The organism is Paenibacillus taichungensis, from assembly GCF_013359905.1.
Classification (GTDB): domain Bacteria; phylum Bacillota; class Bacilli; order Paenibacillales; family Paenibacillaceae; genus Paenibacillus; species Paenibacillus taichungensis.
Map to the genome: position 1 here is coordinate 70,437 of NZ_JABMCC010000089.1, position 22,110 is coordinate 92,546.

Sequence of the window (22,110 nt, forward strand, 5' to 3'; positions counted from 1 at the left end):
TGGATAAGTCCCGGATTTACATACTTTTAAATTCTAATCGAATAATGATAGCTGACGAACATTCTCATTCTTAGATCTTCTATCTTTCTTTAATGCAGCTACAGCCTTTAGCATTCTTTGCATATCTCGTAGCGATGAAGTGATATCCTTCAGATCTGAATTTAAAAGATCTTGATAATCATCAATAATGCCAAAAGAAAGTTGAGTTTCGTTAACGACTGATGTTACATCAGCGGCAGTAAGATTATCACGATTATCATAGGCTTTTTTTAAATTTTCCATTGCAGTGTTTAACTGACTAACCGTAGCTTTACGAACGAGATCCATCGTATCACCGGTTTTGATTAATGGAATCATGTAGGCAGAACTAAGTTCCAGTAGATTTACAAATGTTGTGAATGAACGCAGCTGTTCTTCAAACTTCACGGGAATAAAATAGACACCACCAGAAGTCTTCACCATGACAGGCGACATCCTTTTAATTGTTTCAATGCACATATGACGGACTGCTTTGTCATCATGAGTTGTTTGAAATGTAACGAAGAGCTCCTTGATCCTCTCAACTAGAGGTTTAACATCCGGATTAATAATCTGTGTATCCAGGAAGTAAAAGTCTTCTCGTTCAAGCGTGACAATTGCTTCTTGAGTTTTGTACAGAAGCTTTTCTTCTTCTTTAGGGTCAATTACTTCTCGTACAATGTTACGTACTACTCGTTCAGCGGTCGTTACAGTTTCTCGCACGAGAATCCTTTCTGATCCCTTTCCGTCGATGGGTGGTTGTTTACACTCGATTGCTTTGGTAGACCGGCGAAACGCATCAATTACGCGTATCTCATTTGGCATAAGTGACTTATCTACTTCAGAGGCAGCAACATGTTCTGCCAAGAGTTTTCGTTCAATTTGTTTCATGCCGATAGAGTACCAAACCAAATAACCGATTACCTCAACGGATTGTTTGTCTTCCATGCCGACTGCAGTGATATCTTGAGCCATTTCACGTGTAAGTTTTCTCATTTTTAATTATCCTCTCACCTAAGTATTCGGGTTTATAATAGATCCAAATTTAATTGTTCATATTCTATAGCACGCTCGAGGGCGTTCTTATTTATGGGTTTCATTAATTGTGTTAAGTTCAGAAAGTCCGTTTTGTTGTTCTTAAATTCTTGGGATTGTCGGTATTCATTGAAAAATATGAGTGGAATAGACTTAATAAGCTCCGTTGATCCCTCAATATCTATTTGAAGATAACGAACGGTACCGGTCCGTAGACTCGCTATCCACTCTATCCCGCACATTGGACAGTACCAGGTACGTCCACCCATTAGAAAACAATTTCCCCGAACAATGTGCTGCTCATCATTAGGACAACACCGGACAGATACTACTCTTGGTTGATGTAATGCTAAGTCTAATGTCATACTGCCTTGGTAGTTGCCTTTGACTTCAGAAGATATTTTCATCTTTTTCCGCATATAGGCATCTCCTTTAATAAAAAAAAGGAAAATCCCAGTGTTGAGATTTTCCTTTTTGTAGTATTTGTATGTTCTCCTTTTCCTAGATAACGGCCTCCCTATCTCTATCTAACTAGAATGGCAGATCATCATCAGATATATCAATTGGTTTACCGTTATCTGAGAAAGGATCTTGATTATTTGAGTTGCGATTAGAATTTGAGTTAGATCTATTATTATCTTTGTTTTGAGACTCAAGGAAGCGAACGTTATCTGCGATGATCTCTGTAACATAGACTCGTTTACCTTCGTTATTTTCGTAATTTCTCACTTGTATGCGTCCTTCAACAGCGACGAGCCTACCTTTACGACAGTAATTAGCTACCGTCTCAGCGAGTTGTCTCCAGGTCACGACTGGTATGAAATCTGCTTCCTTTTCTCCCCCTTGGCTTGTAAACGGTCTGTCCACTGCCAAAGTAAATTGCGTAACGGCTACTCCCGCCGGCGTATATCTCAGCTCCGGATCTCTTGTAAGTCTGCCTATAAGTATGACACGGTTCAGCATAAAAAAACCTCCATATTTTTAATAGTTTTTAATTGTTTTAAGATAAGATTCTTGTAGAGAATCAGCCCATTTATGGACTCCAATTGCCCATGTTCGAGGTTGATTACCGCACCCATAAGCTTCAAACACTTCAGGGAGTAAATCATAGTCTATATCTTTGGACATTTGGTCTATATCATCCAAAGCTTGCTGGTATTGATTAATCTGAATACTGTAGATTAGATGAACAAGAGCCTCACGCTTTTTGCAATCAATAAATCGTGTCCATTCAGCCCAGATCCACTCATTAAGACTCTTACGATAGGTATAATCTCCATATCTCAGCCTTGGGGTTCTAGAATCGCGAAAACCGATAAGACCAAGCTGTGAAGTATTTAATCTCTCCGCTGGATGTTTCTTCGCTTGTTTCTTTTGGTGCAACATTTCATCGAGCCCAGATTTTTCTCGTAAGTTTTTTAAAACTTCCTCACGACTTTTTTGCTCAACGTGTTGGATGAAGTCAATGACACCTCCATTAATTCCACATGTAAAGCATCTAAAAACCCCTCTGGATCGATTTAAAGTAAGCTTGTAATTCCCTTTAGATAAGGTGCACCAAGGACAAACAAATTCTGTTTGCTCTTTTCTCAATGTGTTTGATCTTACAGTGATTCCCGCTGAAACTGCATAATCTACAATATCAGGCAAGTAACTGGATATTGTGCTCATTATTATCAACTCCATAGGTTTTAGGCATAGGGATCTGAATCCATTCCTTTTTCATTACTACTTTCTTGTTTAGGTACACGACCCTAGCGTCTTGTAATTCTGAGTGTTGTTTAAAAACAGTTCTGTAAATATCCAAAACAACATCGGAATGCCAGCATGTTCTTTTAAGTTGGATTGCAGGACATTCGTGTGCAATTACAATTTGACCTTTAATATAAGTAGCTGCTACGAGGTAGATACCTTCCCCATTTGAAGCAGAAAGTGAGACAAAAATCGTCCGTTGTTCTCCTTCCTGAGTGAAGACTGCTTTAACATGCTTGTGATTTATCATGATTGCTAACCTCCTCAAATTATTTTTTATATAATAAAAAAAAGCTCACGATCCCAATGATAGGATGTAAGCTTTTAAGAGATATTCATTCAAGAATAGTATATGTAATTGTTAACGTTCAAAATCTAAGTGAAATTTTAAGCAGTAGGTTAAATGTAGATAATGTACACGGCAAAAAAACGTCTTCATTACCTAAGAATCCCTAAACACCTTAATTGCCCTTCCATGTCGATGACTGAATTCGCAATTATACCAATATTTCCTGATATACAAGTATATCCATCCATCTTTTCATTCATCTGTTATCATCGTTGAACGTTCATAACATAAATGAAAAAAATACTGATATCTAACGGTTTAACTATGACACTATTATACGTTTTATGGTCAAGGATATCAAGTAATAGTGGTATTTTTGGCTTACTCCAACCTCTAGTTAAGTTCATAATTTTAGCGGGAGTACATGTTGTTTGACTAGGGGAATAAAGGTAAGTAAGAAGTCCGTCCGGACCTCTTACTTATCTCTACTGATGTTATGACGAAGGTTGAAGAATACCAAGTAACCTGTTTATGTTCTCATCTACCGGAGGTTGGACAGGCTCTTGTACAATTTTAGGTGGCTTTCTAAAAGGTGGAATGAACTCTGGTATGAATTCGTCATTTTCAACATAAGAGAAGCTTTCAGATAGGTCTTCCTTAAGCAGGTTATGATCGGTAGTAATCCTAAAGAGATGTGTTTGATCTTTAATATCCAAAAACTTCTTCGCATCGTCCCAATCACTGACTACAATCAGTGTTTTCATTTCATCTTCCATAAAACGAATGTGGTTATAGACTTTGTCACGCTGCACTTTCTCTCTTAAAGTTGCTACTTGAAATTGCATTCCCTTTACTGTGAACCTAGCATCAAAGGGGGATTTGGTCTCTTCAACTTTCGTTTCAGGATCGATCTCATGAAACCGGGAGTAAAATTGAGATATAAGCAATTTTTGAAGTAACTCGATCGTTAATGCTTTTTGGAATTTATCCAATCCATAGATTTTCCTCGCTGGATTCGATAAGCTGTAGACAGGCATAAACTTGTTGTTTTCCCTACCTGTCAGTGTGTGCTCAACCAGATAACCTTTATCTAACAAGAAGGAAACATTTTTTTTACCTCTACGAATGTTCCCAGGGTTAAGAATTTTGGCCAGTTGTACTTTTGATGCAAAATATAGAAACCCCAGATTTTCTAAGACTTTACGTTGGGCGGTATTCAAAGTTGATATTTTCAGTTTGATCGTATCAGATGGCTGGCGTCCCCACTTAATGATATATTTATTTTCCATGTGAAAAGGGGATAAATCAAAGACCATGAGCATAAACCTCCTATTTATTATTATTAGTATGGCAAAACAAAAGCCTCTTAATTAGAGGCTTTTGCAAGTATCAAGTGAAGTGTTAGTATTAAACTTTGCTTTTGATTATTCCCGACATTTCATTTTTTTCTACATCGATTTTTGCAACTCTCACACGGACAATATCCCCTTTTTTCACTTTGCCAATACCTGGTTTAGGTTGGCGACACAAGATATCTACACCCTCAGCAAGATTTACGAACACACCATATTCAACAACCCCAGAGACTTTACCTTTATAAGTGTTTCCGGTTTGAAATCTCGTCGTACATTCAGGCCAAGGGTTCTTGAAGAGTTGTTTACCGCTGACCTTTAAAAGTTTTTCTTCTTTGTTGAAATCAATCACCTTAACTCGGATGGTATCACCAGGTTTATATCGATCATGCATATCGTCGATCCACTCGTAGGAGACCTCATCTGCTCTGAGATCTACATTAATTGCTCCAATATCAAGACGCAGTGATCGATTGTTCACTCGTACGATCTTTGAATCCACGATTAGGTTTGTCCGCAACCGATCCCATGTTAAACCTTGAAGATGTTCGATAGCTTGCTTGCTTGACGCTACAAAAATTTCAGAATCACGATCCAAACCAGTTACTTTATAGTAGATGTTATTACCAATTGCATCAGTCAATTGTGTACGTTGATCGAAATCAGTCTCCTCAATCGGGATGATCCCTTTGATATGACCCACGAACACAATCACGCAGACTTTACCGCCATGTGTCTCAATAGTACTAATTTCGGACTGCATGATGGAACGGTTTTGTCGCGCTTGATACACCTTTTCCCAAGCTTCCTGTTCAACTTGGTCATGTATCTGCTGCTCACTCTCAGGGACAATTTTCAACAATACATCATTTTCAAGAATATTACTCATTATAGTTCCTCCTCGTATTTGGTATTACTCCTGAAACTTCCAAAAGCTACTCGTTTCAGCATTACTGTTTTCTTTAACTGTATCTTCAACAGAAGTAGTTACATTGCTATCTGGAGTCGCTATAGGACTCTTAGAATGCTCAGCTGTTTGCGGACCTTTTCTGTTTTCCTCCAACTTCACCGGTGCTGCCCCATTTTTACTAGATCGTACCGGAGGTGGTTCAGGCAGGGGAGCATTGTAAGCAGGTAGTTCACTTTCCAAAAAGGGAATTCTCTCTTTTTTCGTTGGTTCTGATTTCGGAGTCTCTACTGTTTGTTGGGTATTTTCAGCATTCTCCTTCTCAAAATCAATGATAGTAAACATGGGTTGTTCCACTTCTGCCCACTCATTATCGTCTTCTTCTTTCACATCAAAGGGGCTAATCTCTTCGGCTTCCTCAATGGATACAGGAACGGATTGCGTAGGGAGCGATTGGGTACCTCCTCTACTCACAAGGTTTTTCAAATCCACCTTTTTAGTTAGAAATTTGGTCTTCAGTTCAGATAGCTTTTCCTTTATATCGTTCCAACGTATCTCGGCCTTTTCTAATTTCACATTCAAATCAAAATTGAAATCTTCCCAAGAGTACGTTCGATTTATAGGCGGCTTCAAACTCTTGACTGCTTTCACATAGATATATGAAAGAAAGAACATGCCAACTAAGCAAATTAAGCTAAATATGGATGGCAAAATGGATGTAGAACCCGGTGAAATCCTGTCAATTAAACGAGTAACTATACTGCCGAGCATCCAATCAAAAGCAAAGATACACCCGTATAAAGAAAGATAGCTTATTTTGTTCGTGTTACGAAAGAAAATGATATGCCCAGTTAGTCCTAATAACCAAAACAATAAAGGCATACCGAATCCTAAGCGGTACAAACTCATAAACAATGCTATCAGTCCTATGAAGGAGATGAAAAAAACGGTAGGTATGTACAGCTTAATTACAATAGGAAGATATTTCGCGATGGCTTTCACGACATTACCCTCCTTGTACTTGGTCAGGCAAGAAATTGACGATCAATTCTTTGCCTTCAGTTTCTGCAAGGTGAATGAGTGGAATAAAGTAAGTTGATGCATTCAGAATTTCTTGAATTAGCAGTCTGCTTAACATATCTTGTCCATTCGTCGAAAGATTGTTAATTTGCTTAGCGAGTTCTTCACTATCAACAAATGAGACCACTTTCTGCAGGGAAACATTTGGATCTAAGCCCGTCTGACTCAAGTCTGTTCCTCCTTTCTAAAAGAAAATAAAAAATAGCGTGCATGAAGACAAATGGATAGTTGTCTTCAGCACGCCGTTTCTACGGTAGTGTAAGTGTTATTCGAATGTATTCATTTTAACTAAAATCAGTATATCATGATTTACATTAATACCGCAATAATAGATTTTGTAGTAGTAGTAGTAGTGAGACTTAACCCATAAGTTTGCCATTTGACAAGCTTATGCTTCCAAAACTCATGGCAAACTTATGCTTCCAATTCAAGCATCTAAAAACACACATTCCTATTTCTCTTTCAAAATGTGAACAAAGTACCCGTTTTAAGACCTTTATGAATGAAAAAACGCTAAATTATCGGTTGCGGGAAGTAACACCTCCAAAATGTACAATTTGAATTATTAGGAAGTTTAAATTATGGTTTAAATGAAAAATTTAAAGTCAAAGAAGCCAACCACTATTACGATTGACTTCAATTGAATTTATTGAGCTATCTTTTCCCGATAGCTTAACGTAAAAAGTGAAGATACCAATCCATCCGACTTCCCTTTATCAATCCCAGATCTTCATTCATTGTAATTTCTTCAAGTTACACTATCGGAAGCGGATGCAGACCACTCTACACTTACACCATTGGAGCAATGGAATGAGATGGCATAATCACCAACGCGCATTCCTTGTGGATAATCCGTCGTAATTCTCCATGTATATGCTTGTCCTGGCTGTATAGTTGCTGCAATATACTCTAACCCTGACGAGTGTTTCATCGTAACCGTTAGCACGCCTTTACCTGTGTTGTGAAAATAAAATTTTCCATGTCCATAACCAGCTGGTATTACAAAATAGGCGGGGGCGCCAGAAGTAGAAGCGGTCACGGTTGTGAGAGGCTGTTGGTTACCCTTAATAAACGGCGTAATAGATTCAAAGTCTTCGTCAGGTACTTCTGGCGACGTGGCTGGAGTTACGATTGGGGAATTGGATTCTGTCGGTGTTACCTCTTCAGAATCAGCGTTAATTACTGCTGGAATCGTTAAAGCTGCGGCTAGTGCTAGAGATAGCAAGGTGAATTTAGTTTGCTTCATCATTTGATACAATCTTCCTATCTGTTGAGTTTTGACTAACAGGTAATTGGCTTCTCTTATAAATACGCATCCTGCTGATCAGTAGTTGCGTTAACCTGCCCGTTAGTTTAATTTAAAGTCGTCCTAATGGGGACTCACGGCAACTTTATGCTTCCAATTTCGACTCAAGGCAAACTTATGCTTCCGAATACATTTAAAAATCACGAAAACACCAAAATTCTAAGCATTTTCTGACATACTTTTGGGTAAATATCTGATCCTTTTATGGGTTAAGTCTTTAGTAGTAGTATATAGTAGTAAAATAACCTTTGCATCGTGTAAGGTTAAGGTTCCTTGCACTCTTTAAACAAATCTCTATCGATTTCCAATCGCTTTAATTCCAATGATCTAAACGTCGAATTCACAACCCTCAAAATGTCTCGCGGCAGCTTCCTATGCTGATTGGATGCAATAAAGCGTTCTTTGAGTTCATCTGTGTATATAAATTCTTTTGTCGATACGGAAGTTGCTCTACTTCGCGGGTTATAAATGTTTTTTTTTTTACTCATTAATCATTCTCCGTCCTCGTCTCCGTTATAGCCATACAAAAAAAACACCCCACAGAGAGACCTTTTTTTAAGTGTCTACTCTATAGGGGAGGGTACAGTTTATAAATAGGGCAGGCCTTCGTCCATTCAATTAAGAATGGGGGTTCTCTTCATCATAAACAGCCGATTTTAATAGAGATTCGGCTGTTTATGATGGCTCTATTCACGGGTTAGTGGATGTTCTAATTCCGCATGGCCCATTAAACTTTCAGTTGCATTTCCTTCAACAAGCAGATCAATACTGGATACTTCATCAAACTGAAAAAATGTTTCTTTCAAGGCATCGATGGCTAGAACTTCTCCCCCAGATCCTAATCTTGCTTCATCCGGAATATGCACATCTAATGTCAACTTTCCTTGATCAAATGTAGCCGAAAGTAAATCAATATTTTTCCACAAAGGTATCAGTTCAGTTTGATCGCTACTTTGAAGGGCTTCGTACGTCTTAATATATCTTTCGGAGTCATCTTCGAATGTAATCTCCTTCTTACGTTGTTCAAGTTCTAATAGTTGATCGTCGGCGTAAAAAACACCAATTTCTTTAGATTCCTGGTTCACCTCGCCCTGATTAACTATTGGTGCTGGTGTAGTACTTACAGGATCAGAACCCTGTACAGAACCAGAAGAAGTAGGTTTGCTACCACAACCCACCGCTACTATGCTTATGGCACAAATTGCGATAGCCAGATAGATTCCTTTTTTCATAGAAGCACATCCTCTTAAATTATTTGCTGCCCTATAGATTCAGATATTCTTTTATTCCATCTACAATAGCTTGTGCAGCTTTATTTTGATTGGTTTCTGACATCATGGCCTCCTCCTCAGCCTTGTTACTTAAGAACCCAACTTCTAAAAGAACCGCAGGCATTGTGGTTTCGCGGATGACCTGGTAGTTTCCGTTCTTAACGCCACGATCTTTAAATCCCAAGGCCTTGATCAAATTTTTATGAATGATGTTTGCTAGTTCTTTACTACTTTCGCGTTTGTAGTAATACGTTTCAGTTCCCGATACTTGGGGAGCAGCGGTTACGCTGTTACCGTGTATAGATACAAACACATCTGCCTTAAGATCGTTTGCAAGCTTGACGCGTTCTGGTCGTGTAGGGTAGATATCCGTTTCACGAGTCATGATTAATTCTATGTCAGGTTCCTTTTCTAAAAGAGCCTGCACTTTAAGGCCTAAAGCAAGGGCAAAATGCTTCTCTGGATTTTTGGTGAAACTTATTGTACCTGGATCACTGCCTCCGTGGCCCGGATCAATAACGACTACTTTTTTTCCGCTGTTGATAGGGGTTGCAGGTGAGGAATCGTTTACCATACTCAGATCAAGGATGAATTTCCCAGCGATGTTTTGTTGAGTATAATTAACCGAATTTACATTGTTTAATTCAATCACGATTCGAACTTGAGCAGGATCATTTTTGAAAAGAGAATAGCGTACTTCAGTAACACTTGGAAAGTCGCTAGTATCTAACCTTCCCATGGAGCCTCCAGATGGTACTTGTCCCATATTACCGAAGTTGGTAGATGGGAAATCCAAGATAATTCGTTCAGGATTTTTTAGTGTTGTTATGACTGGAGAAACTTCACGGTCTAATGAAACGACAAGTTGATCATTGGCATAGTTTATATCATGAATCAGGTTAGTGGCTGATTCATTCCCTTTCTCATTAGAAGGTGGAGATGGGAGCGTTGTATTACTAGTTAATGTAACAATCTTGTCTTTGTTATTCCAGCCAACTCCCAACCCCATCTCTTCACTAACAAAGCGTATGGGAACGACAACCGTATTCTTGATCATCTGGGGAGCAATGTTAAGCGTCACAGTGTTATTTTGGACTATAGCCTGATCTTTTCCAACGGTCAATGAAATTGCATTAGAACCTTCTTGAATATCCACATTTTGTGTTTTTTGGTCCCAATTCACCTTGAATTTTAAATTCTCAGCGACTACTCGAATTGGAATCATAATATTGTTTCGAACATTAACGATTTCAACATCGTTAGGTAAAACTAGATCCTGGCCATCTAAAATAATTTTAGTTTGATTTGTAGCCGCATGAGTGTGCATGGGTATTAGAAAGAGTAGCATTGCACTAAATAATAACATCATTATAGTTTTTTTCATTTTACACCTCGGTTTTAATTTACGTATTACTAATCTTACAACTGCATGACAAGGTTACAATATGATTTTCATTTATGATAAGGATTCACAGGAAAACAACCTGTTGCGTAAACAAATTAATTCAAAAGACAATTGAACTGATGCTATGAAATTCAAAGATATCAAGTTTATTCGGGAAAACCAATCACCTCCTGTGACCCTCTAGTTAGTTCTATAAGCAGGATGTACTACCTACTCAATTGTGACAACATTCTATTGAAATACATTTTTATCCTGTGAATCCGTTTAAATTGAAGTATATGTAATTATCCCGATATATAAGGGTCTTTTTGTTGAAAAGTGAATATTTTTGGAGGAAAAAATTACCTATAATATCCTTTTCATAAATATAACGCTATAACTCCCTTAAAAGTTGCGAAATAATTGGTTTTCATACAAATATATTCTAATTATGGTGCATTAGTTGAAGAAAATAAGAGGAAAATCTGTGTGCGGATTTATAGGAGGGTGAACTTTTTTTAGATGCTTGTTTAACGAAAGTTTGTGTTGTAAGCCGTATGAGAACGTAAGAGGTTTGTTTTGTTTATTGCAAATCAGGAAGTTAGATCATCGGAGCAATCAACCGTATTCCACCACCGGAGGAGATTCATTATAACGACAAGAAGGATGGTGAGGTCAAAGGTCGGAGTTACGACAGCTCAAGAGAGATCAATTTTATCTTGGATACAATCTATTCCAACACCAAGAATAAGTTAATCACGGACACATTTTATTTAAAAAAGATCCGATCGTCAATTACATCGCGAAAGGATCTTTTTTAGTGATGTAATTCTTGTTGAGCAAATATGATATACAATTAGAAATTCATATTACCGATGACCATTAACCTGTCTCTTCGAGAGCTGAGAGCAAGATCCATCCCGCTACGTTTGCACTGTTCCAAACATAGACCCATTTTTCTCCATTTACAACTTTAACTTCACCACCATGTTGACCAAATAATTGAGTGCCCGCATATACAGTGAGCACATGTGCTCCCGTTGGCGATGCGGTTGCTCTAATATTTGCTGTTGTTTTGACTGTCCATGTATAAGCCAAAATGCTGATTTCGTCTTTTCCTGGTGCAACTGTTATATTTGAATCAAGCGTATTTTGGATGTCAGGTCTAACTCTATCCGTTGGGTTATCCGATGCAAAAGCTCCAGTTACCGGAAGTGCCATTGCAGCGACTAAAGAAACAGCAATAAATTTTTTCAACATTTTAAAGTCTCCTTTTTAGTTGGATTTAGATATGTAAAATATTAGATATCTCCTTTCTATTTACTATTCATCTTAAATATGTAAATAAGAGAACATACATAATATAACATTATTTTACACGAAATGTAAATGTCATTTTTGTGAACATTTTCTATTATTGGGCGGATTGAAATATAACAGTGCGACACCTTTGGAGATTGCGTTCGGTGTATCTAACTCAGAGTATCCCACTGGGGCCATCCTCACAGTTACGCCTGACTGAGGCAAGGTAGCATTAAAACTAAATAATAGTACATTAAAGGAAAGACAGCCGACTAATTAGGCGGCTGTCTACTGGCTTCTTTTTGCGTTCGATTGGGGAATCACGACAGACAATCTTATGCGTCCAATTTCTGCCCTAAAGTGGGGAGAAGCTTTGCTTAGGGAACTGAATGAATCCTTTATCGGTTAATTCACCACAGCCTCAAGTGAGCAGCTGTTGATCAATGCTTTAGGACGATATTTTTCATCGTTAATTGATCTCTTTCTGAATTTTCGATAGATCCTGATAAATTTTATCACGCACATATTGATTTGATAACATGCTACGGTATAGTTCCCCATTAAATCTATCAATGACTTTAGTTGCAATTCTTTCTCCAAAAATACTGTTAAGTACATCGGATGCCTGCCCTTTTGTCCATGTGTCATCATATGCAATAGCATTTTTATCGAGCTGCGAACGCTGAGCTGGACTCATTGGATGATGTCTCCACCGAGCTTCCTTATAAATAATCTTGGTACTGATTGTCTGCAAAAAGCTTTCAGCAATACCTTGTGCGTATTCTAGAGATAAAGCTTCATCATGTAATGGATACAGCCGCTTATTTGTGTGTTCAAATAAAATCCACCAGTGAGTATCGTCTTTAATTAAGTAACAATATTGCTTTTTGCCAATGCTAATGTAGTAAGCACTACCGGAGATAGAGTTCCATAAGTAGATTGTCTTTGTGGAGAAAAGATTAATCTCATGCATTTTCTTGCCATGTTCAAAGGCAATTTGATGCAGGCGCTCCTGAAATTCAAGTACGGATTCCCCATCCTCTAACATTTCGTCTTTTAGGATATCTTCATCGATTTCCTCATCATCCTCTATTCGCCCAGGAGGAAAAAGATCACTAAGTGTCATTAAAGAGTGTTTCTCTGAAACGCCAACAATGTCAAGAACAAGGCAATCGACTTTATCCGGATATAATCGGGTCCCCCGTCCAATGCACTGGGTATATAAGCTCTCACTTTTAGTGGGTCTCGCCATCATAATACAACTTACACTCGGTTCGTCAAAGCCTTCCGTTAGGATCATACAATTCACCATGACTTGTAGAATGCCTTGAGAAAAATCCGCAAGCAATTGATCGCGAGTCTCTTCAGGCAATGAACCATCGATGCCGGCAGCCTTCACACCATAAGAAGATAAGCGATCGGAAATTTCGTAGGTTTGTTTTACATTTACAGCAAAGATAATCGTTTTCCTCTCTTCGCCATGTTCTAAATACGCCTGGACTATTGTATCGATAACACTTTCCTGGCCCATTTGCTCACCCAGTTGTTTTTCGTTAAAATCACCAGCAAGTGTTTGTACTGAATCCAGATTGAGTTCATCTGCAACAATCTTTTTTCCTCTGATGTCACAGAGATACTTGGATAGTATGAGATCCAAGATCGTTTTTTCATATACAATCTCCTCATACACTTGGCCTAATGCTTGCCGGTCAAGTCTGTTTGGGGTCGCGGTTATTCCGAGTAATGGCGGACCATCTTCTTCAAAGCAGCCTAAGGTCTCTAACACCTTGTATGAACCCTTAGAGACGCTATGATGTGCCTCATCATAAATAACAAGCGAAGGTCTAACCATCTGCCTGCCGCGGACCAAAGTTTGAGTAGATGCGACAATGACATCGACTTCTTGCTCGTTGTCGGCGCCTTTAACCCTGCCAACTCGTACATCCTTCCAAACTAGGCTCATTTTACTCGCTGTTTGCTTTAGTAGTTCGTCTCGATGAGCAATGAAAACAATAGGTCGGTTTATATCAAATGTTTCTTTGAATAGTTTTGAGACGGCCGCAGCAACGATTGTCTTACCCGCTCCAGTTGGGAGAACAATAAGTTGTCTCTTTACGCCTGCAGCAAGTTTCTCGAAAACGATAGAGGATGCTTCATTCTGGTAGTCTCTTAAGGATATTGCCAATGGCTGTACCTCCCTTCACTAGTATTTATGAGTTTAATTGAATGGATCAGCATCAAATTTTTCATCTTCGGAGATTCCATAATGAACTCTAAGATCCTCAAACTCAGTAGAAAAATCGGGGTCTCCATCACGTACTCTTTTGGTATATTTGTCTTCTTCATAATAGAAGATTTTATCTACGGTTGCTGCATTCAGATAGTCTGAAATAACGAGTGCCTTTCTAGGGTCAAGACGTCTCACTTCATCTGATGTGACTGCATCTCGCTCAGCTGATGTAATCGTTTTTTTGTCTGGTATCATAGCAAGGAAAGCGGTAGAAATGGTTTCTATTTTTATTGTTGAGGTTCCACAGAACCATGAGGCGTACTCACAAGAAACTTGGGATAGGCCCGAAAGGAATATCTTAGTCTTCAGGTTATTTAAGAGATTGGCTGCCTTATCTTCTCCATATTTTTGACTTAATTGTTCAATACCTTGGATGCCTAAAGCTAACCCCATGCGTCTGGAACGTGCTGTTGCTGCAACCGTATCAATAATCGGAATGATACCTAAGTTGGCAAACTCATCTAAAAAGAATAGTACGGGGAACCCATCTGTAATATCTTGAAGACGCTGGAGTAGTTGCTGGTAAAGTACGGCCATGAGCGGAGCAGCGTAAAGGGATTTCGTTTCAGGTACTGAAACAAACAGGACAACTGGTTTTTTGTTGTCATTGTTTAATCCATATCGTAAATGTTTCGGCTGAATATCATTTCGTTGCGCAAAGTGGACTACCCGGTCATCCATGAACAATTGCATGTTTGTAGCAATCGTTACCTTAATACTAGCTAAGATCTTATCTGAGCCGGCTGCTTGTTTGAACAGCGCATATTCTCGTCTTGCTAATTTGTAATCATTGAATAGTGTCTCCATCTCTTCCATATCCATAAAGAGAATGATATCCATGGCATCACCAATTCGAGGACACTCTGGATTTCTATATTTCACATAGAGGAATGCCGCGACTAATAGAGGTAGGGACATGTTAAGCCAAGTAGAATCCCCGCCGCTTTTTCCTTGGATCTCAAATGCAAGTCCGCCGTTCATTAGGATGAGTTGCGCAATTTCTTTGATTTCTGCGTAATCCTTGGCCACAGATAACGGGTTGTACCCTGGGAAGTGATTTTCAAAAGGAGATAACCGGATGGTATCGAATCCACGTCGCCTTAGTTCGGGACCTGTTTTCCAATACAATTCTCCTTTGGGATCTGTAACGACCGCTGAAACTCCCAAATCTAAATCTAGAAGGTTAGGTATAAAGAATGTACTTGATTTACCAGATCCGGTCGGACCGATTAATGCCAGATGTTCATATGAGAGCTTTTTAGACATGATTACATTCTTTCCAAGGATAAACCCTCCTTTTCCCATCACCGGTCTTAATGCTCTATGATCCATTAAACTGGCGGTACCTCGATTGTTAACTGTAGCTGCAGCTGAAGACATGTTTTTTCCTCCTAATTTCAATAGAAAAGGCGTTCGAAGAAACTCCAGGTCATATCCTGAGAGTCTCTCCAAACGCCTTATTGGGGTAGTTTGGTGTAATTTATGATTTACACTTAATTTAATTGTATATTACATTGATTTGAAATGGTAGTCTGCACAGCAGTAGTAAGCAAAAAAAAAGACTCCCACTGAATCATAGAGAGTCTTCTTTGTGTGGCCGTTCTTTTATTCTTTTTAGTTTGATACTCTTAACCAGTTGGTGCAACTCGATACACACTATAAATACGATCCCAAGTAGAATCATGGAAACCCATGGAATCTGAAGGCCAAACAATGTGCAGCATAAGATTACTGTTATGAAATACGCCGAGACGTTCTTAAGAAATAAGAACATCCTTTCTAGATTTCCTTTTCTGTTCCGCATCTAGAGAACCTCCCCGCCAGATTGATTTGAAATCTGAGGTAGAAGGTATGTGCCGGTCTCTCTAGAGGCCTGAAAAGAATTTGTTTTAAAGGATAAACGGATTTCGTATTTTTGTAGATCTAGCATTGTCGTAAAATGATCGATTAGATCAGCGTTTACTTCCGCGATAGGGATGTATGTAATCTCTGGATTCAAATAAACCATATATTGTTCAAACATATATCCGTCGCTGATTATACTGTAAAGTACAACATCGGCATGTTGAGTCTGATGAACATCATGAGAATGAAAGCTGCAAAGGATAACATTTTTGTTGTCAAACTCGGAACCCAGGTATGTGCGTTTTGATATCTGAACGCGCTCAATGAAGTGCTCTTTCTCAAAGAATAAAGGTTGACCATTTTTCCGTACAAAGGTCGGACTAACCTTATGTGCAATCGCTACTTGAGAAATCGTACGTAATCTTCTATAAAACTGCGCATAGTGTGTACCGTTATCTGTTTCATTAGTTAATTCATTGTAGCTAATAAACTCATTAAATGTATAAAACTCAATTTGAGCTACGTTGGTCGGATCATTCTTGAAGAGAAATGACATGTCTCCATAGATCGCTAGATCAGGCTTCAATGGTACATTCTGAATTTCTTCAGTCATATTTCTTATCTGAGTACGGGCGCTGGATAAGTCGCCGTATGGAAAACAACAGAGAAGAGTCCATTCGCCTTCAATGAAATACTGCAGCACTGGTTTAACCAATCGATCTTGCAATCCTGTATAATGCTCAACGATCCATTCTTGCAAGCCGATCTCTTGAACATCGTCCTTCAATAAGTTTTTCGGAGCAACAATATATAGTACTTTTTTTAGACCACGATTGATCGTAACTTTTAAAGTCGTAAAACGGCCATTAATCAACTTAAACGTAACTTGTACTCTTTTTAGATTTCCAATTAAGACACTTTCATGGGAAAAAACAATTTTATAATGATTCAGATTATCTAAGATTTCCATAACCAGTCTCCTTCTAATGATATGATAACATCAGAAGTGCTGATCTCCGTATTATATTTGATGAGAACTTAATCTCATCTCCAACTTAGATAGTTGGCAGTGAGCCCAAGATACTTAAAACATTCGCTGGTCGGTACTCATTAACCAGCTATACATTAATTAGTGAATGCGGATGCTTTGTCTAAAGCATCTTTGCTTATACTAAATGCACGGCTGATTTCAACCTCCGATAATCCACTTAATGTCTCCAAGGGATCTGAAGAAGAAAAATCCAATAAGTTATGGAGCATTCTTAAGGCATGGTAAAGCTCAGGCGCTGCTGCCATTACAACAGCAATTTTTTCAGCCTCTTCTTTCGATTGATGCTGATCCATATGGACCGTAGCCACCAACGATTCAGGAACAGATTGGTACTCGTTACGCGTCGTTTGGAAAACTTCGGGGGTTGTTAGTACCATCCGTTGGATCTCAGTTGGTTTATTGTTATTTACGCATAAAGTAATATTCAATGTTATCACCAGTCCTTCAGTATTTTAAAATTCAGTATTATAAAATTGTTAGCGATTGTTGTTCCTGTGTTACTGATAAAGTAAATTATTTGCAGCCTTTTGGATCACTTCGATTTTTTCCCTGTCTGAAAGCGTGGCAAAGGCTTCTGCCACATCTTCCGGAACACCATCAAAAGCGCCCTCCAGTTCAACAATGTCTGATAAAAAATTTTGTCCAGTAGTGGACAGCCATTTAATTACAACTAATTGATTTTTGCTCATTTGAAAATACACTTCTTTCTTTTAATTGATATATCATGCCATGTACTAAATTTTATTTATAGCGTCTTACTTCTCTCCTTCAAAAGGTTTGTCTAAAACAAAGTTCATAGATGTAGCATATATGAGAATTAAATAATGACAAATTCAGTTGGTGGCTAGTGAAAGAATTTGACCAAATCATTCCACGTTGCAAGGATTGTCAGGCCGATCATGAAAGTAAACCCAACCAAATGAATCAAACCCTCTTTTTCTGGAGCTATTTGCTTTCTTCGGATTACTCCGATAATGATTACGAGTAATCTCCCGCCATCCAGTGCCGGTATCGGCAGCAAGTTAAAGATGGCAACATTTAAATTCATGATAGACGCCCAGATGATGAGATTGTGAAAAGTTGAAGTATTAGTAATATCATAGGTTTGCTTCATGACACCGGCGGGTCCGGAAAGATTCTTCAAAGACTCTTCCCCAGTAAGGATATCTCTTAATCCTTTAATCAGAATAGTAGAGTAATGTAATGTATCTTGGTACGTGGCGGTAAGAACATTGCCGATGTTTCTGCTTATCATTGGAGACAACATGATCGAATCTTCTACTTGAACATTGAGGTATTCCTCACCTCTACGGATTGCGATTTCTTGATTTTTTTCTGATCTAAAATTTAGAATCAATCTTAGCTCATTCCAGTTCTCTATCCTGTTATCATTAACAGAGATAATCTGATCACCTGGCTTGAGAACACTTGTATCTGAATTAACTGTACCAATGACTGCGTCTGAACTAGGTAACCCATGAATAAGATTGACACTAAGAAGTATGATGAGAGCCATGGCAATATTGGCAAAAGGCCCAGCTAAGAGAATAGCTGATTTTTGCAATGGTTTCTTACTAGCTAACATTGAATTATAGGGAGAAATGTAGATTTTTTTCTTAGATTTTAACATTACAAATGCATCCTCATGAAGCAGCAGACTACATATCTTATCATTTATGCTATACGTGATTTTTCTGTGGATATAATCGATTGATTTTATGGTGACATAGGAGCTATTAAGGACCTCATTTTCCTCAATGGATAATATCTTCTCATCTTTTACGACGATATACATATCCCTCTCCACTAAGTAGTAGGTTTCATCATCCCCTGCCATCCGGACATACCCACCAATAGGAAACAGTCTAAAATTATAAGCCGTTTTATTTACTTTGATCGAGAACAGTTTTGGTCCCATCCCAACAGAAAATTCAGGACAATTCACATTGTTAAACTTAGCAGCGAATAAATGGCCGAACTCATGTGTAAACACTAGAATCATGAAAATAATGATGACTGAACAAACTGCAAAAAGCATTCGTGTTCCTCCCAATAGTTGACTGAAACGATTCTTTGAATTTTGAAAGAGAATTTATAAGGTTAATATTATTTTTGTGGAGGAGGGTATTTGGAGATGATATCTCAATTAATTAACGAATACCATAATTAACTCCATAACTTAATATAATAGATTAATACAATAGATCAATACCATTAGGCGTAAAATAGAATGCGTTCAAGTCCTTGATACACATGGTTTTAAGGCGGACACCGCATTTTAATTCACAAAGTAAACTATCCTTTACTACGTCAAAATACTGCATATCCAAAAAGAGCTTATCAGAATAAATAGGCTCTAACTCAGCATCTGGATGGCTAGAATATCACTCAAGAAGGAATTCTTCTTTATAAAGATAACTAAAATTATTTTGCACATCATATTTCTCGTTATCCACAACCTCTATAGGCATAAAAAGAGATTCACCAGGTACACATTTTGAAATTTGGGAAAACTAAGAGTTATTTTTAAATTAAATGATGGCGTTAATCGATTGTATTTAATTGACACGTAATCATTTGGATACTACCCAATATTCATACAACAGACTTTGTAAATCCTTCATATAACGAAGGGCTACCTGGTTATCTTTTTGATGATCGAACAGATAGTGATTCCCCTTTTGGTGATTGTTGATCCAAAGTGTTTCAAATGCAGAGATTTTTAATTTTAGAGAGTCTTTCAATATCTTGGCTTGCTGTAATTCTTGTATAGTAGAAGGTTCACTGCCCTCATCAACTGCAATACGAGTAACATCGTCAATGATATTGTTTAGTTTTTCATAATCTAAAGCAAGACCTAGAGCGACAAAACGCTCGGATGCTTCCGCTACATGGCGGAAGTAAGCTGAAATCTCATTAAGTTGTTTATCGTTGTCTATATTTGCGTATACCATGGAGTGGAAAGCAGAGGAATACAATAGATCATCAAGCGCACCCACAAATACTTTATAAGCCAATTCATATCCGAGTTGAGAATAATAGTATTCCATTACTTTAGCCAACTGGTTCTTAACGCTTTTTTCGATTACTTCAACCACAAACCCGGCAGCGTACAACTTTTGTGAAACCCAAAGCATAGCTCCTTCACTATCATACGAGCCTAATATTTCATACTCCGGCTTTAAACCATGAACAATAACTAACCAGTCTTTCGTATTCCGACACTCGAGCTGCAGATCCAGGTACTTCCCTGCTTTTTCAATAATTTGTTTCATCTCACCTACAGTCCGGATATTAAATGTTCCAAACTCACGCGATCCGGAAGTGATTAGGTTTTTAAGGTACGTTACATATTTTCTATCTTTTAGATATACATGTTGGCATAGCATGTCTAAAACGAATCGTTGAACGCGACGATCTTCTTCTTTAAATTCTGTTGTAGACAGAAATTTAAAGTGTTTAACATAAGAGTTGGATGTTTCAGCGTTGAAATCAATCACAGTTGTAGGATTAACAAATAACCTACCGTCTTTCTCGTAGATTTCACCGGTATATTTTGACTCGGCCAGGATACGCTTCAGGGCAGAAATAGATATGGAAAGTCGATCTTTAATCTCATTACGAGTGAGGGGAATTTCTCCATTGTATGCAGCAACAGAGCCTAACAACAATTTAAACTGTATCTTATTTGGGGTGTCGTACGTGGTATTTGCAGCTTTAAATAGTTCTATAGAATGTTTCAAATTTGTCGGGCTCCTTTTGTACCCCGAACCTTTTATTTGGCGTAATAAAATAAAGCTTTTGCTTGGATAATTGAAAAAAATATGATATAATAATCACAATTAAATTCGTTTCCTTACAAAAACCTGCCAGTGGAATTCTAAATGAGGTGGTCGCTCAAAACTCATCCTCTTTAGAATTAGGTCGGGTTTTTTTTATGTATTTTTTTATTTAATATAAAAAGCCGCACGCGCTAAATAGCATGTGCAGCGGTCGTCATTATCCAAAGAAAAGATGACTGATTGTCGCTAGATCCACATCTGACAAGTCCTATCCACAGAAAGGATTAGTTCTAAGAAGTAGAGTATGCATGCTAAGCAAAGTATTATTTAACGCAGCTAATATAGCCTCTGGAATGCTATACATGAAGTTGAAATAAGTCTATTGTAATTGTATAATTAAGACATAACTTCATACTATGTATGCATGCAGAATCCTCTTTGTTACAGCAAAGGGGATTTTTGCTATACAAATGCATATTAGTGAAATAAGTGAAACATTGAAAATGTACTCATTTCTCTTGAAATCAATTATAACAGCCTAGCATTTGTACTTCAAGATATACATGAATATATTTTCCTGTTTACATTCTTCTTCTTCCTCCTCGCCTGGCGGTCATTGGGTTGCGACTTAACCCACAGTTTTCCATTTGCTTAAACTATGCTTCCAATTTAGGTATAAGATCTTATCTCGGTTCGATAGTATTGCTACCTGATCCACTAAGGGGAGTCTCAGAAATCTGTCAAAAGTTCGTAAACACAATATCAGATACTACCCATTGTTCTGTACTTTCTCTAAAAAAACTTACTGAAATTTGAAGACCACGTTTAAAATCTTTCCCTAGTTCTGTTCCCTTTTCAGATCCACGAATTCGAATTGAAGCTGTAGTATCTTCTATGTTGACAGATGATTTAATAACCTTTAGGTTTTGCACTTCAATTTTTCTCTTTTTCAAGGTGGCAATCTGGATCTGATGATTCTTATCTTTATCTAACTGAGCAAGCATTCCCGGTGAAAGGTACTTCAGTTTAGGAGTAGAAAATGGCTTTTCTTTCGTGTAATCGACATTTCTGAGAAAAGTGGCCACTTCAATGCCGATCTCATCTAAAGTTTTGAGGGTTACCTGTGGAGCATGTGTTTCTTCTTGGATCTCTTCATCCTTTGAGGTGGTTACCTGTTCTTTTACAATTGGTTCCTGTTCAGATGGTGTCTGAGTGCTCTGCCCTTCTGCAAACTTAGATAACGGTCCCTTTACAGTACATCCACTCAGTAGAATTATCACAAGTAGTAGACTAGTTGTCGTATATATATTCATTGGGTAACCTCACTTCAGTATTCTATATTGATCTAAATTTGGGATTGATATTAGGGTACAGGAGGTGTATGATGTCCCTTTTTCTGCTTGTTTGAATCATAATAAACCTACGCGGTATTTATATACTGCGTAG

At 38.0% G+C, this 22,110-nt stretch carries 21 protein-coding genes; all 21 read right to left on the bottom strand.

The window, feature by feature from the left end; genetic code table 11:
* Window positions 1-33 precede the first annotated feature (33 nt).
* Window positions 34-1,014 (bottom strand): DUF6744 family protein, encoded by a 981-nt coding sequence (locus HP548_RS02765; RefSeq protein WP_175380824.1) that lies wholly within the window; start codon window positions 1,012-1,014, stop codon window positions 34-36.
* A 32-nt stretch (window positions 1,015-1,046) separates the two neighbouring features.
* Window positions 1,047-1,472, bottom strand: a complete 426-nt coding sequence (locus tag HP548_RS02770; RefSeq protein WP_175380825.1) for a hypothetical protein — start codon at window positions 1,470-1,472, stop codon at window positions 1,047-1,049.
* Window positions 1,473-1,584: 112 nt separating this feature from the next.
* A complete protein-coding gene (gene ssb / locus HP548_RS02775) occupies window positions 1,585-2,016 on the bottom strand; it encodes a single-stranded DNA-binding protein (RefSeq protein ID WP_079696740.1) in 432 nt (143 codons plus the stop codon).
* Between the two features lie 18 nt (window positions 2,017-2,034).
* Entirely contained in the window at window positions 2,035-2,703 is a 669-nt protein-coding gene (locus HP548_RS02780; RefSeq protein ID WP_175380826.1) for a CHC2 zinc finger domain-containing protein, read from the bottom strand.
* Window positions 2,696-3,055, bottom strand: coding sequence for a hypothetical protein (locus tag HP548_RS02785; protein WP_079696738.1), 360 nt, complete (start codon window positions 3,053-3,055; stop codon window positions 2,696-2,698). Before HP548_RS02785 ends, HP548_RS02780 begins: the two co-directional genes overlap by 8 nt.
* Window positions 3,056-3,588: 533 nt before the next feature.
* Window positions 3,589-4,410, bottom strand: coding sequence for a hypothetical protein (locus HP548_RS02790; RefSeq protein ID WP_079696737.1), 822 nt, complete (start codon window positions 4,408-4,410; stop codon window positions 3,589-3,591).
* Between the two features lie 91 nt (window positions 4,411-4,501).
* A complete protein-coding gene (locus tag HP548_RS02795; RefSeq protein ID WP_175380827.1) occupies window positions 4,502-5,335 on the bottom strand; it encodes a S1 RNA-binding domain-containing protein in 834 nt (277 codons plus the stop codon).
* Window positions 5,336-5,359: 24 nt separating this feature from the next.
* Window positions 5,360-6,355: an MFS transporter gene (locus HP548_RS02800; RefSeq protein ID WP_175380828.1), complete on the bottom strand. Its 996-nt coding sequence runs from the start codon at window positions 6,353-6,355 to the stop codon at window positions 5,360-5,362.
* Between the two features lie 4 nt (window positions 6,356-6,359).
* Window positions 6,360-6,602, bottom strand: coding sequence for a hypothetical protein (locus HP548_RS02805; RefSeq protein WP_175380829.1), 243 nt, complete (start codon window positions 6,600-6,602; stop codon window positions 6,360-6,362).
* A gap of 579 nt (window positions 6,603-7,181) precedes the next feature.
* Window positions 7,182-7,682 (bottom strand): hypothetical protein, encoded by a 501-nt coding sequence (locus HP548_RS02810; protein WP_175380830.1) that lies wholly within the window; start codon window positions 7,680-7,682, stop codon window positions 7,182-7,184.
* A gap of 743 nt (window positions 7,683-8,425) precedes the next feature.
* Complete coding sequence (locus HP548_RS02815; protein ID WP_175380831.1) at window positions 8,426-8,971, bottom strand: GerMN domain-containing protein; 546 nt, start codon at window positions 8,969-8,971, stop codon at window positions 8,426-8,428.
* Between the two features lie 31 nt (window positions 8,972-9,002).
* The gene (locus HP548_RS02820) at window positions 9,003-10,394 is read right to left on the bottom strand and encodes an N-acetylmuramoyl-L-alanine amidase family protein (RefSeq protein WP_246317879.1); all 1,392 of its coding nucleotides are present in this window, start codon (window positions 10,392-10,394) and stop codon (window positions 9,003-9,005) included.
* An 882-nt stretch (window positions 10,395-11,276) separates the two neighbouring features.
* Entirely contained in the window at window positions 11,277-11,654 is a 378-nt protein-coding gene (locus HP548_RS02825; RefSeq protein ID WP_175380832.1) for a hypothetical protein, read from the bottom strand.
* Window positions 11,655-12,165: 511 nt separating this feature from the next.
* On the bottom strand, window positions 12,166-13,881 hold the full coding sequence (locus HP548_RS02830; RefSeq protein ID WP_175380833.1) for a DEAD/DEAH box helicase: 1,716 nt from the start codon (window positions 13,879-13,881) through the stop codon (window positions 12,166-12,168).
* Between the two features lie 33 nt (window positions 13,882-13,914).
* Window positions 13,915-15,366 (bottom strand): type IV secretory system conjugative DNA transfer family protein, encoded by a 1,452-nt coding sequence (locus tag HP548_RS02835; RefSeq protein WP_079696730.1) that lies wholly within the window; start codon window positions 15,364-15,366, stop codon window positions 13,915-13,917.
* 424 nt (window positions 15,367-15,790) lie between these two features.
* Window positions 15,791-16,801, bottom strand: coding sequence for a hypothetical protein (locus tag HP548_RS02840; RefSeq protein ID WP_175380834.1), 1,011 nt, complete (start codon window positions 16,799-16,801; stop codon window positions 15,791-15,793).
* 155 nt (window positions 16,802-16,956) lie between these two features.
* Window positions 16,957-17,175, bottom strand: a complete 219-nt coding sequence (locus HP548_RS02845) for a hypothetical protein (RefSeq protein WP_079696727.1) — start codon at window positions 17,173-17,175, stop codon at window positions 16,957-16,959.
* 204 nt (window positions 17,176-17,379) lie between these two features.
* A complete protein-coding gene (locus tag HP548_RS02850; RefSeq protein WP_079696726.1) occupies window positions 17,380-17,571 on the bottom strand; it encodes a hypothetical protein in 192 nt (63 codons plus the stop codon).
* Between the two features lie 155 nt (window positions 17,572-17,726).
* On the bottom strand, window positions 17,727-18,920 hold the full coding sequence (rseP, locus tag HP548_RS02855; RefSeq protein ID WP_175380835.1) for an RIP metalloprotease RseP: 1,194 nt from the start codon (window positions 18,918-18,920) through the stop codon (window positions 17,727-17,729).
* A gap of 535 nt (window positions 18,921-19,455) precedes the next feature.
* Complete coding sequence (locus tag HP548_RS02860; protein WP_090811246.1) at window positions 19,456-20,625, bottom strand: hypothetical protein; 1,170 nt, start codon at window positions 20,623-20,625, stop codon at window positions 19,456-19,458.
* Window positions 20,626-21,404: 779 nt separating this feature from the next.
* Window positions 21,405-21,977 carry a hypothetical protein gene (locus tag HP548_RS02865; RefSeq protein ID WP_175380836.1) on the bottom strand — a complete coding sequence of 191 codons (573 nt, stop codon included), beginning with the start codon at window positions 21,975-21,977 and terminating at the stop codon, window positions 21,405-21,407.
* Window positions 21,978-22,110: the final 133 nt, after the last annotated feature.

Bases quoted from the DNA above. Each gene is read 5' to 3' on its own strand.
- HP548_RS02765 (WP_175380824.1), bottom strand. From the start codon at position 1,014: ATGAGAAAACTTACACGTGAAATGGCTCAAGATATCACTGCAGTCGGC.
- HP548_RS02770 (WP_175380825.1), bottom strand. From the start codon at position 1,472: ATGCGGAAAAAGATGAAAATATCTTCTGAAGTCAAAGGCAACTACCAA.
- ssb (WP_079696740.1), bottom strand. From the start codon at position 2,016: ATGCTGAACCGTGTCATACTTATAGGCAGACTTACAAGAGATCCGGAG.
- HP548_RS02785 (WP_079696738.1), bottom strand. From the start codon at position 3,055: ATGATAAATCACAAGCATGTTAAAGCAGTCTTCACTCAGGAAGGAGAA.
- HP548_RS02790 (WP_079696737.1), bottom strand. From the start codon at position 4,410: ATGGTCTTTGATTTATCCCCTTTTCACATGGAAAATAAATATATCATT.
- HP548_RS02795 (WP_175380827.1), bottom strand. From the start codon at position 5,335: ATGAGTAATATTCTTGAAAATGATGTATTGTTGAAAATTGTCCCTGAG.
- HP548_RS02810 (WP_175380830.1), bottom strand. From the start codon at position 7,682: ATGATGAAGCAAACTAAATTCACCTTGCTATCTCTAGCACTAGCCGCA.
- HP548_RS02815 (WP_175380831.1), bottom strand. From the start codon at position 8,971: ATGAAAAAAGGAATCTATCTGGCTATCGCAATTTGTGCCATAAGCATA.
- HP548_RS02820 (WP_246317879.1), bottom strand. From the start codon at position 10,394: ATGAAAAAAACTATAATGATGTTATTATTTAGTGCAATGCTACTCTTT.
- HP548_RS02825 (WP_175380832.1), bottom strand. From the start codon at position 11,654: ATGTTGAAAAAATTTATTGCTGTTTCTTTAGTCGCTGCAATGGCACTT.
- HP548_RS02835 (WP_079696730.1), bottom strand. From the start codon at position 15,366: ATGTCTTCAGCTGCAGCTACAGTTAACAATCGAGGTACCGCCAGTTTA.
- HP548_RS02840 (WP_175380834.1), bottom strand. From the start codon at position 16,801: ATGGAAATCTTAGATAATCTGAATCATTATAAAATTGTTTTTTCCCAT.
- HP548_RS02845 (WP_079696727.1), bottom strand. From the start codon at position 17,175: ATGGATCAGCATCAATCGAAAGAAGAGGCTGAAAAAATTGCTGTTGTA.
- HP548_RS02850 (WP_079696726.1), bottom strand. From the start codon at position 17,571: ATGAGCAAAAATCAATTAGTTGTAATTAAATGGCTGTCCACTACTGGA.
- rseP (WP_175380835.1), bottom strand. From the start codon at position 18,920: ATGCTTTTTGCAGTTTGTTCAGTCATCATTATTTTCATGATTCTAGTG.
- HP548_RS02865 (WP_175380836.1), bottom strand. From the start codon at position 21,977: ATGAATATATATACGACAACTAGTCTACTACTTGTGATAATTCTACTG.